Raw genomic sequence first — 12,525 nt, forward strand, 5'->3', positions numbered from 1 at the left:
TATCTTTGCAACTTGATTAAATTGACACATGAAGATTTCATACAACTGGCTTAAACAGTTTATAAAAATAGATTGGGATGCCGAGAAAACAGGAGAATTACTTACTGATCTTGGTCTAGAAATAGAAGGCATTGAGCACTACGAATCTGTAAAAGGCGGATTAAAAGGTATAGTTGTTGGCGAGGTTTTAACTTGCAAACAACACCCAAATGCAGATCGTTTAAAAATAACAACCGTAAATATTGGTACAGATACTCCCTTACAGATTGTTTGTGGCGCACCAAATGTAGCTGCTGGCCAAAAAGTACCTGTAGCGACTATTGGTACAACATTATACACTGCTGAAGGTGAAGCCTGGAAAATTAAAAAAGGTAAAATTCGAGGAGAGGAAAGTCATGGTATGATTTGCGCAGAAGACGAATTGGGTCTTGGTGAATCTCATGATGGCATAATGGTATTAGACTCTAAACTAAAAGTTGGTACAGCTGCTGCAGATATATTTAATGTTGAAAACGACGAAGTTTTTGAAATTGGCCTAACACCAAACCGTGCAGATGCCATGAGTCATTATGGTGTTGCGCGCGATTTAAAAGCCGGACTTTTACAGAAAGAAATTCCTTTAGAACTTATTACACCTTCAGTGAGTTCTTATCACTTAGACGCAAGGTCACTTAAAATAGATGTTGATGTAAAAAACGTTGAAAAATGTCCTCGTTATTGTGGTGTTACAATTTCTGGCGTAAAAGTAGAAGCATCACCTAGCTGGTTACAACATCGTTTAAAGTCTATTGGGTTGTCTCCAATTAATAATATTGTAGATATTACAAACTATGTATTGCACGAATTAGGTCAACCACTTCACGCCTTTGATGCTGATAAAATTTCAGGCAATAAAGTAGAAGTAAAAACCTGTAAAGCCGGTACAAAGTTTACCACCTTAGACGAAGTTGTTAGAGAGTTGCATGAAGATGATTTAATGATTTGCGATGCAGAAAAACCAATGTGCATAGCAGGTGTTTTTGGCGGTATTGATTCTGGAGTTTCAGAAAGTACTACTAAAATTTTCTTGGAAAGTGCCTATTTTGATCCAGTAAGTGTTAGAAAGACAGCAAAACGTCATGGATTAAATACAGACGCTTCATTTAGATTTGAAAGAGGTATAGATCCTAACATAACAGAATATGCACTTAAGCGTGCTGCTTTGCTAATTACAGAAATTGCTGGTGGCGAAATTACCAGTGATATTTCTGACGCTTATCCTAATAAAATAAAAGACTTTGAAGTTCGTCTTAGTTTTGATAATGCTGCCAAACTTATTGGAGAGGAAATTCCTAAAGAAACCATTAAAAGTATTTTAACGTCATTAGATATTAAAGTAAATAATGTTACTGAAGCTGGCTTGGGTCTTACTGTGCCTGCTTTTAGAAATGATGTGCAACGCGAAGCAGATATAATTGAAGAGATACTTAGAGTTTACGGTTACAACAATATCCGTACTACTGAAAAGCTAAATGCTTCAATTTCTAATTCTTCACGTTTTGAAGATTATAAACTACAGAATGTCATAGGCAATCAATTAGTGTCTCAAGGTTTCTTTGAAATCATGGCAAATTCATTGACTACGCCAAAATATGTTGAGTTAACAGATGACTTAAATGCAGACCATAATGTAACAATGCTAAATCCTTTGAGCAATGATTTAGAGGTAATGCGTCAGTCTATATTATTTTCTGGATTAGAAGCCGTTGCACATAATATTAACAGAAAACGTAACGACTTAAAGTTATTTGAATTCGGAAAAACCTATCATCAATATTCTGAAAACAGAGAAGAACATAAGCATTTATCAATTTTTGTTACTGGAAATAAAACAAATGAACGTTGGAATACTGCTACAAGTCCTAGTGATTTCTTTTATTTAAAAGGTACTATTGAAGTGATTTTTGAACGTTTGGGATTAAACCGTTTAAAATCAGCACCTACTAAATCTGGTGTTCTTAGTGAAGGCAGTAGTCTATCACTTGGAAAGAAACAATTGGTTGACTTTGGTTTAGTTAAGAAATCTATTTTAAAACATTTTGGAATTTCTCAAAATGTACTTTTTGCAGACTTTAATTGGGACAATATTCTAGAAGTGGTTAAGCACAACAAAATTAAGTTTGCTGCAATACCGAAATACCCTGAAGTACGAAGAGATTTTGCCTTATTAATAGATAATAATGTGACGTTTGAAGACATACACACTATTGCAAAGCAAACCGAAAAGCAATTACTTAAAAACGTTAACCTGTTTGATGTATATGAAGGTAAGAACTTACCTGCTGGTAAAAAGAGTTATGCTGTGAGTTTTACGTTACAAGATGAGCATAAAACATTAACTGACAAGCAGATTGATAAAATTATGGATAAACTTCAGTCTAATTTTGAAAGTAAACTTGGAGCTGAATTGCGATAAATTCTAGTTGACATTAAAAAAATAAAAAAGTTCTTGATTTCTCAAGAATTTTTTTATTTCATATAAATATATTTTAGGCTTCAGCTTTCTTTTTTTTCTTTGACTTAAATTTTAATTTAAAATTTTTGAATTCACCAGTTATATAACTTAATAAAGCATAAAGAAAAACTGCTGCACCAGACATTTCAAGTGCTTCTTCAAAACTATACATTAGTGCATAAGTTACGGTTTTTTCACCATGTACTTCGGCATGCCACCCTCCCAACATTTCCATACCTACAGCACCACCAACGTATAAAGCACCAGCAATTATAAAAAGTTTTAAGATATGTTTTGGTAAGCGCATCATAAACTTAAAATAAGCAATACCAATAATAGCTACAGCAATAATATATGGAATAAACCATGCAAAATATAAGAGACCAGTAGTGTTAAACATAGCCTCCATAGGAGCTCTGAGTTGCTCGTGGATTTGAATCATCTCATCAAATGCCAAAAAGATAAAGATCGCTGCAAGTCCATACCAATGCCAAAACTTCTGTCCTATTTTTTTATAGCTACCCCCAATTATTGCCAATAAAAAACCATTGCACATCAATAATAACGATGAGAAGTATGTTGGTAAATTGGCTTCAAGATTAAAATCAAACATTTTAATAATTAATCTACTTACCTTATTTTCCATTCCCATAGTCTGAAAACGCACATAAACAGCAATTAAATTTGTAACAAATAGTAAGCCAATGATAATAAACAGAATGCGTAAAATCTTAGATTTTTTTAATTTAAATTTCATAAAATAATATTAGATTAAAGTAGATAAATAGGGAGTTTACCTTTTTGATTGTTAAATAATTAATAGCTCTTAACACGAAAGTAAAACATAAGATTTGATGGCATTAATAAAGTGTTTCAACTACATAAAATTTCGTTTAAATGTTAACTTAAAGTAAATTGAATGTTTCTTTTTTGAATCACTAAAATAATAATGCACAAACATTATCATTTATTTAGCACTTAAAAAGCTAAATATCTTTAAATTTAGCAATCAAAACATTCAATAAAATTATGGCAAACGTAACATTAGGAGGCACACCAGTAGAAACTACAGGGAATTTACCAAAAGTTGGGGACAAAGCACCTAAATTTAAATTAACAGGAACAGACTTAGAGGATAAAACCAATGATGATTTTAATGGCTATAGACTGATCTTAAACGTATTTCCAAGTGTAGATACTGGTACATGCGCACAATCTATTAGAACTTTTAACGAAAAAGCCAGTGGATTAGAAAACACTAAAGTACTTTGTATATCAAAAGATTTACCATTTGCAATGGGTCGCTTCTGCGGAGCAGAAGGCATTGAAAATGTGGTGAGTCTTTCAGATTACAAAACCGGAAACTTTGGTAAAGATTATGGATTAACATTTAAAACAGGCGCTTTTGAAACTTTATTATCCCGTTGTATCGTTGTTATAGATACAGATGGTACTGTACTTTATACTGAGCAAGTTAGTGAAATTGCTGATGAGCCAAATTATGATAGTGCTTTAAAGAGCTTAGCATAAATATTTATGCAAAAAAAAGATTCCTTTTTTGTTAATCGCATTAAAAGCGTGGGTTATGCTTTTAAAGGAATGCTCATCCTCATAAAAACTGAAGCTAGCATACAGATTCAACTATTTATTGCAATAGTTGTAACTATTGCTGGCTTCTATTTTAATATCTCTAAAACCGAATGGATTGTTCAAGTTAGCATGATTGGTTTGGTTATGAGCATCGAAGGCATTAATACGGCTATTGAATATATTTCAGATTTTATTCACCCAGATCATCACCCAAAAATTGGTTTAATTAAAGATATAGCTGCAGGTGCTGTTTTTATTGCTTCAATTGTAGCAGTTATCGTTGCTGGGATTATTTATATTCCAAAGTTTCTTTAATACCAAAACCACTAGGATAAACGTTACATATTTGTATTTTTGTTTATGTTAAATCCCATTGCTCTTATTAGCATTAAAATGAAACCCAAATTTGCTACGTTTTACTTTATTTTTCTGCTTTTAAGCTGTAATACCAGCAATAAAAAAATTAGTCAAGTCGAAATTAAAGAAACCACAAAAGATACTGTGTTATCTACAAAAACAACTCACTTTAATATTACCAAAGTAGATGTTTTAGGTCAATTTAATTATAAGAATGATACAACTTTTGTTAAAGCAAGTTCAGATCATTCAGCTAAGGCGTTATACTTAAAAAATGAAACTTATGATGCTTTTGTAAAGATGTACAATGCTGCTAAAAAAGATAGTATAGAATTAAAAATACTATCTGCAACACGTAATTTTGAAGAACAAAAGGCAATTTGGGATCGTAAATGGTTAAAATATAAAAGCTTGAAACCTACGGAACGTATCAATAAGATTATGGAATATAGTGCGATGCCTTCAACCTCTAGACATCATTGGGGAACAGATATCGACCTAAATAGTCTTAATAATTCGTATTTTAACAGCGGAAAAGGTAAACAAGAATATGAGTGGCTAGTAAATAACGCTAATGCTTATGGATTCTATCAAGTCTATACCACAAAAGAAAATGGTAGAACGGGTTATAATCTCGAAAAATGGCATTGGTCTTATTTACCATTGGCAAGCAAATATTTAGAGTTTTACAATGCTAACATTACCTACCAAGACATCAGTGGATTTAAAGGTAGTGAACTAGCGAAAGAACTAAACATAATAGACAATTACGTAAATGGCATAGCAAAAAATGCTAAAACGTATATAAATAATTAATTTCCGAGAGGAAAGTTAGTATGGCAAAAAAAACAACTAAAAAGAAAACTACTGCCAAAAAAAAGCCGAAGGCCATAATAAAAAAGCCTTCGTTTAAATTTTCTAATCAACAAAAACTCATTTTTGGAAGTTTGTTGATTATACTTGGTGTGCTTCTATTTATCTCTTTTCTGTCTTTCATTTTTACAGGTAAGGAAGATCAAAGTGTACTGAGTAACTTCCCTGAACGTTCAGATGCTTATAAAAACTGGGCAAGCCAATTAGGTGCATGGGTTAGTGAACTTTTTATTACCAAAGGTTTTGGTATTCCTTCATTTATTTTTTCAGGTTTAATTTTCCTATCTGGAGTTTATGTTACTTTAAATCTAAAAAAAGCAAAGCTGAGAAAGCACTGGATATGGGGAACTCTAATTGTCATCTGGTTATCTGTATTTTTTGGTTTTTTTACGCACAAATATGATATTCTTGGAGGAACCATAGGTTTTGAAATGAATCATTTCTTTCAAGATTATATTGGTAAAATAGGAACTGCTCTCCTACTCCTATTTGGACTCATCACTTATTTAGCCATAAGGTTTAAGATTACTGGAGATTCCTTTGTTAATCTCTTTAACCGTGCGAAAAAAGATATTAAAGATGATTTAAATTCTGAAACTAATACAAACGAACCTTCCGTTATAATTGATAACAGCTTAACTGAAGAAGCTGAAGCTATAAAATCTGCTTTAGAGATTTCGCTTGATGAAACTGAACCAACAATTAGTAACCATTCTAAGCCAAAGGCAGAAGAACTTAAAATGGAAGTTGATACCAAACCAAAAGAAGAATCGGTTGATGTTCCAGAATTACAAGTTGAAGTTGAAGCCACTAAAGAAGAAAAGTCCGAAACAGATAATCTATCTGATAAACTCGTTGAGGATTTTGGACAGTTTGATCCTACTTTAGAGTTAGGTAAATATCAATTTCCTCCACTAGATTTACTCAAAAAGTATGATAATGAAGGAATTTCAATAGACCAAGAAGAACTTGAAGAAAACAAAAACCGAATTGTAGAGACCTTAAGCAATTATAAAATTGGTATCAGTAGTATAAAAGCTACTATTGGGCCAACGGTTACATTATATGAAATTGTACCAGATGCTGGTATCCGTATTTCAAAAATTAAAAATTTAGAGGACGATATCGCGTTATCGCTTGCAGCACTAGGTATTCGTATTATAGCTCCAATTCCTGGAAAAGGAACTATTGGTATTGAGGTACCAAATAAAAATTCTACAGTTGTTTCAATGCGATCTGTAATAGCGTCGCAGAAATTTCAGCAATCCAAAATGCAATTGCCTATTGCATTAGGTAAAACAATTAGCAATGAAACTTTAGTTGTAGATTTAGCTAAAATGCCTCACCTGCTTATGGCTGGAGCTACTGGCCAAGGAAAATCTGTAGGTCTTAATGCAGTACTTACGTCTTTACTTTATAAAAAACATCCTGCTGAAGTTAAATTTGTTTTAGTTGATCCAAAAAAGGTAGAATTAACGCTTTTCAATAAAATAGAACGTCACTACTTAGCTAAACTTCCGGATAGTGAAGATGCCATCATCACAGATAATACTAAAGTTATCAATACATTAAATTCACTATGTATTGAAATGGATAACCGCTACGAAATGCTAAAAAATGCCTTTTGTAGAAACATTGCAGAATACAATACCAAATTTAAGGCTAGAAAACTAAATCCTAATGATGGTCATGCTTTCTTGCCTTATATTGTTTTGGTTGTAGATGAGTTTGCTGATTTAATAATGACTGCTGGCAAAGAAGTAGAAACACCAATAGCGCGATTAGCACAATTAGCACGTGCTATTGGTATCCATTTAATTATTGCTACACAGCGACCTTCGGTTAACGTAATTACCGGTATCATTAAAGCGAATTTCCCTGCACGAATTGCCTTTAGAGTTACAAGTAAAATTGATTCGCGCACCATTTTAGATGGCTCTGGAGCAGACCAATTAATTGGTCGTGGTGATATGCTATATACACAAGGCAATGATTTAATCCGTATTCAATGTGCTTTTGTAGATACACCAGAAGTAGAGAAAATAACAGAATTTATTGGTTCGCAAAAAGCATATCCAGATGCGCATTTATTACCAGAATATGTTGGTGAAGAAGGTGGCACAAATCTTGATATAGATATATCAGACAGAGATAAATTGTTTAGAGAAGCTGCAGAAATCATTGTTACAGCACAACAAGGTTCGGCCTCTTTATTACAACGAAAATTAAAATTAGGTTACAATAGAGCTGGTAGAATTATTGACCAACTAGAAGCTGCTGGTATAGTAGGTTCTTTTGAAGGTAGTAAAGCCAGACAAGTATTAGTGCCAGATTTAGTTGCTCTAGACCAATTATTAGAAAATGAAATACAATAACACTATACATAACTATACAATGAAAAGATTATTTATTATAGCATTTTTAGCACTAGGAATAACTGGTTTTGCTCAAAACGACACAAAAGCAGAAACGTTACTTAATGAAGTAAGCAGTAAAATAAAAGCTTATAAAAATATTAGTTTGGATTTTAAATACGAATTGAATAATGTTAGTGAAAACATTAAGCAAGAAACTCGTGGTGATGTCGTAATTGAGGGCGAAAAGTATAAACTTAATATTCTTGGTATTACACGTATTTATGATGGTAAGACACTTTACACCATAAGTCCAGAAGATGAAGAAGTTACTATTTCTTCAGATAATACAGAAGATGAAGGCACTATTACACCTAGTAAAATGTTATCGTTTTACGAAGACGGTTACACCTATAAAATGGATATTATTCAGAATGTAAAAGGCAGACAGATTCAATATGTAAAATTGAGTCCAATAGACACTAATTCTGAAATAAAACATGTGCTATTAGGTATTGATGCTACAACAAAACACATTTATAATTTAATCGAAGTTGGAAAAGATGGCACAAAAACCATATTAACCGTTAATTCTTTTAAAACAGATGAGCCTATCTCAAAAACCTTATTTACATTTGACGAAAGTAAATACAGTGATTACTTTATTAACAGAATCGATTAAGGTTTTTAAACTTATATAAGTGAAAATATTAGATAGGTACATACTTATCACATTCTTAAGGACGTTTTTTAGCGTCTTTATTATATTCATGTTCATCTTTGTACTGCAAGGCGTATGGCTCTATATTTCTGAGCTAGCAGGTAAAGATTTGGATATTTCTGTTACTACAAAGTTTATTTTGTATTACATGCCAAAGCTAATTCCGCTTGTAGTGCCTTTAACTGTGCTTTTATCATCCATAATGGTATTTGGTAATTTTGCAGAGAACTATGAGTTTGCTGCAATGAAATCTACAGGTATCTCACTACAACGTGCTATGAGAAGCCTAAGTGTTTTTATTGTTATGCTTGGAATAGCGTGTTTCTTTTTTGCCAATAATGTTATCCCTTGGGGAGAATATAACTTCTATAATTTAAGACGAAATATTGCAAAAGTAAAACCAGCACTTGCAATAGCCGAAGGCCAGTTTAATGAGATTGGAGATATTAATATTAAAGTCGATAAGAAAACTGGAGATAGAGGTCAGTATTTAGAAAATGTTATTATCCACGACAAAAACACAGCCAAAAAAGGGAACTATAAAGTTATAGTTTCAGAAAAGGGTGAATTGAAAAGCAGTCCGGACTCTAACGTGCTTCAATTAGAGTTAATCAACGGAAATTATTATGAAGAAATAGTTGATAGAGACGCACGTAAAAACATAAATAAACCTCACGCCAAAAGCTATTTTGACAGCTATACCATAAATGTTGACCTCGAAATTCTAAATAATGAAGATCTTGACGAAAAAAATTACAAAGGACGACATACAATGCAGAATATCAATCAATTAACCTACACCATTGATAGTCTAGAATTAAAAAAAGAAGACGATTATAAAAATCTCTCAAATACTTTATTTAACCGTACAACTTATGCTGCGTTAAACCTAAATATAACACCTACAAAAAAAGACACTTTATACACAGGTGATGTTATGGATCTTTTTAGTACAAAGAACAAGATTCAGATTATTAACTTGGCATTGAACTCTGCAAATAGTACGCGTCAAATTATAGATTCTAACAATAAGAACTTTGAGAACAAAGCCATACATCTAAACAAACATATTATCGCTTTACATGATAAGTTTGTTTTAGCGTTTGCATGTGTTATACTCTTCTTTGTTGGAGCACCACTTGGAGCTCTAATTAGAAAAGGAGGTATTGGTTTACCTATGGTTATAGCTATTGTACTATTCCTAACGTATCACTTCTTTGGGATTTTTGCTAAAAACAGTGCTGAAAAAGGAACCTTTAGTCCAATCATTGGTTCATGGATATCAACAGCAGTAATGCTACCGTTGAGTATTTATTTAACAACTAGAGCTACTAATGATAAGGGAGTATTTCAGTTTGATGCTATCACTGTACCTCTAAAACGATTATTTACAGCAAAGAATAAAATTCAACTGTCAGAGAGTGAAACCAAATCTTATAATTACTATAAAAAATATTCTATAGAAGAATTAGTAAAGATTATTAAGGAGCAAGATGAGTTTGATTTAAACAAGAAACCAAAGGAAATTGCACTTCACAACCTCTTAAATCGTAACGTTTCACTTGAAGCTTTAAAAGAAGAAGGTTTGGATATTCCTGATAAACTTGTTAAGGCAAGAACCTTATTAAAGGATTATAAAGATTATTCTAAAACCAGCTTAATTAGTTTTAGTATAGGTGCTGTTTTGTTGATTCTGCATTTTGTATTTAAAAACAATAAACTACCTGAAGTTGCTGACGCGTCCTTAAGCCTTAGCATTATTGCTTTTGTGTTTTTTATTATATATCTTGTTGTAGATGCCATAGTCTATTCAAAATTTTATAAGACCATCAACCAGAAGAATAAGGCTCTTAATCCGCTGGTCTTAATTTTAACTCTCCCGTTTTACCCAATAAAATATATGATTCTTAGAACTAAGATTGGGCAGGACTTCTACCAAAGTTGTCTTCAAAACATAAAATAAATGTATCTTTGCTTCGACAAAGCAATACCCATGACTACTAAAACCGTGAATAAGCATACTAGTTTAAATACCATTGAAGAAGCTATTGAAGACATTCGTCAAGGTAAAGTAATTATCGTTGTAGATGACGAAAACCGAGAAAACGAAGGCGACTTTTTAGCAGCAGCCGAAAAAGTGACTCCAGATATGATAAACTTTATGGCTAAGCATGGTAGAGGATTAATCTGTGCACCTCTAACAGAACATCGTTGTGAAGAATTAGAACTTAACATGATGGTAAGAAATAATACGGATCCAATGGAAACTGCATTTACCGTTTCTGTAGATCTTAGAGGTAATGGTGTAAGTACTGGTATTTCTGCAAGTGACAGAGCAAAAACAATTAAGGCTTTAGTTAATAATGATACCAAAGCATTTGAATTAGCTAGACCTGGTCATATCTTCCCGTTAGTTGCAAAAGAAGGAGGTGTCCTTAGGCGTACAGGACATACAGAAGCAGCTATAGACTTTGCACGTTTAGCAGGTTTTGAACCTGCAGGTGTTATTGTTGAAATAATGAATGAAGATGGTACAATGGCACGCTTACCTCAACTGATGGAAGTTGCCAAAAAGTTTGATTTAAAAATTGTATCTATTGAAGATTTAGTAGCCTATCGTATGGAATACGATTCGCTTATTGAAAAGAAAGAAGACTTTGAAATAGAAACGCGTTTTGGCAGATATAGATTAAGAGCTTATTTACAGACTACAAACAATCAAATTCATATAGCATTAACTAAAGGCAACTGGAAGTCTTCAGAACCTGTATTAACTCGTGTTAATTCTAGCCTAGTAAACAATGATATTCTTGGTACGTTGACTAATAACGTTGACCAAAAGTTGGACGATATGTTTAACGCCATTAACTCTGAAGAGAAAGGTGCCATTATTTTTATTAACCAGCAGGCAGAATCTATAAACCTCCTGTCTCGACTTACTATTTTAAAAGAAAATCAAATAAAAGGACAATTGGTTAAAGCACCAAGAATTCCAATGGATTCAAAAGATTTTGGTATCGGTGCCCAAATTTTACACGATCTAAAAATTAGCAAGCTTAAGCTCATGTCTAATGCCTTACAAACCAAGCGTGTTGGTATGATTGGTTATGGATTAGAGATTGTTGAGTATGTTAATTACTAATCAATAACTGTAAACTCTTTTAATAGTCCTTTTTCTTTAGCATTTGGCACCTCAGATATTAGAGCGTATTTTCCTGGTTTTAAATCAGCATAAAAATATCCTTTGCTGCCAGCAGGCATTTCATTAACACCGCCCAAAAAGGTTACTCCATTAGGAACTGGTGTAATTAAACCTTTAGGATCGGACCAATCCATCCACTTTTCTAATGCTTCAATACTTGCATAGTCTTTTAACTTTACCAAGTTTACGTCATGTTGCATGAAATTTTCATGGTGTCTTTGTTCTTTATAAAAGACTGAAAACACATGTTTTCCTTTAGTCATAGGTTTATCATAAGTTATACCTTCGTCATTAGAAACTGTAATATTAATAGTTGCTTCTGGTGGTGAATTACCGCTGTCTTCGGTAGTTACTATAATAGGTTTAGCCATTCCCATTGAGGTATGAAACTTACCATTTGGCATTTTTACATAGCATTCCATAATATAATAACCTGGTTCTAAATTAATACAAGTCATAGCTGTTTCTCTTGGGCCTACAAGTCCGGATCCACCTGAGAAAACAATGTCGCCAAACCATTCTGGTAGTTTGCCAAAAGCAGCAAACCCTTCCTCTCTCCTACCTTCGTTAATAAGCTGCATACCCTCTTCGAATACTGGAGCTACTTCTTTTAAAGTATGTTCAACGTTTTTTCCTTCAGGATACTTATCCATTAAAAAGAAGTGGGTTTCATAAGAAAGGTTTTGATACTTAAAGGTATTCCATCCAGAAGTTATAGTATCCTTGGTTGTAAAATCCATGCTCTTGGTTATAATATTTATAACGTTTGAAGGCATCTCAACAATATTACCTTCAGATTTTACTTTTTCAGTTTTACTATCTACTTCCTTTTTATCTGATTTACAGCTTATAATTAATGTAATTAAAAAACAGAATAATAGCACATTCTTCACTGATAAACTTTTCATATTTAATTGGTTTTATGGTTGTTATA

General features: G+C 32.7%; 10 protein-coding genes. 8 read left to right on the plus strand and 2 right to left on the minus strand.

Annotation, left to right across the window (positions count from 1 at the left end):
- Positions 1-28: 28 nt before the first annotated feature.
- Positions 29-2,455: a phenylalanine--tRNA ligase subunit beta gene (gene pheT, locus ACFFGA_RS06440; RefSeq protein ID WP_386061371.1), complete on the plus strand. Its 2,427-nt coding sequence runs from the start codon at positions 29-31 to the stop codon at positions 2,453-2,455.
- 73 nt (positions 2,456-2,528) lie between these two features.
- On the opposite strand, the gene ACFFGA_RS06445 is transcribed toward pheT, so the two are convergent.
- The gene (locus ACFFGA_RS06445; RefSeq protein ID WP_386061374.1) at positions 2,529-3,251 is read right to left on the minus strand and encodes a DUF8692 domain-containing protein; all 723 of its coding nucleotides are present in this window, start codon (positions 3,249-3,251) and stop codon (positions 2,529-2,531) included.
- Positions 3,252-3,523: 272 nt separating this feature from the next.
- On the opposite strand from ACFFGA_RS06445, the gene tpx reads away from it, so the two are divergent.
- From tpx to ribB, 7 genes are all read left to right on the plus strand, one after another.
- The gene (tpx, locus tag ACFFGA_RS06450; protein ID WP_386061376.1) at positions 3,524-4,024 is read left to right on the plus strand and encodes a thiol peroxidase; all 501 of its coding nucleotides are present in this window, start codon (positions 3,524-3,526) and stop codon (positions 4,022-4,024) included.
- A gap of 6 nt (positions 4,025-4,030) precedes the next feature.
- Entirely contained in the window at positions 4,031-4,399 is a 369-nt protein-coding gene (locus ACFFGA_RS06455) for a diacylglycerol kinase (RefSeq protein WP_386061379.1), read from the plus strand.
- Between the two features lie 78 nt (positions 4,400-4,477).
- Positions 4,478-5,257: a M15 family metallopeptidase gene (locus tag ACFFGA_RS06460; protein WP_386061382.1), complete on the plus strand. Its 780-nt coding sequence runs from the start codon at positions 4,478-4,480 to the stop codon at positions 5,255-5,257.
- Positions 5,258-5,277: 20 nt separating this feature from the next.
- Positions 5,278-7,689, plus strand: coding sequence for a DNA translocase FtsK 4TM domain-containing protein (locus ACFFGA_RS06465; protein WP_386061385.1), 2,412 nt, complete (start codon positions 5,278-5,280; stop codon positions 7,687-7,689).
- A 19-nt stretch (positions 7,690-7,708) separates the two neighbouring features.
- Positions 7,709-8,350, plus strand: a complete 642-nt coding sequence (gene lolA1 / locus ACFFGA_RS06470; RefSeq protein WP_386061387.1) for an outer membrane lipoprotein periplasmic chaperone LolA1 — start codon at positions 7,709-7,711, stop codon at positions 8,348-8,350.
- A gap of 19 nt (positions 8,351-8,369) precedes the next feature.
- Positions 8,370-10,352 (plus strand): LptF/LptG family permease, encoded by a 1,983-nt coding sequence (locus ACFFGA_RS06475; protein ID WP_386061390.1) that lies wholly within the window; start codon positions 8,370-8,372, stop codon positions 10,350-10,352.
- Positions 10,353-10,382: 30 nt separating this feature from the next.
- Positions 10,383-11,531: a 3,4-dihydroxy-2-butanone-4-phosphate synthase gene (gene ribB / locus ACFFGA_RS06480; protein ID WP_386061392.1), complete on the plus strand. Its 1,149-nt coding sequence runs from the start codon at positions 10,383-10,385 to the stop codon at positions 11,529-11,531.
- On the opposite strand, the gene ACFFGA_RS06485 is transcribed toward ribB, so the two are convergent.
- Positions 11,528-12,499, minus strand: coding sequence for a hypothetical protein (locus ACFFGA_RS06485; RefSeq protein WP_386061395.1), 972 nt, complete (start codon positions 12,497-12,499; stop codon positions 11,528-11,530). The genes ribB and ACFFGA_RS06485 overlap by 4 nt on opposite strands.
- Positions 12,500-12,525 lie beyond the last annotated feature (26 nt).

Origin of the sequence: Winogradskyella pulchriflava (genome assembly GCF_042434315.1) — a bacterium.
Taxonomy (GTDB): Bacteria; Bacteroidota; Bacteroidia; order Flavobacteriales; family Flavobacteriaceae; genus Winogradskyella; species Winogradskyella pulchriflava.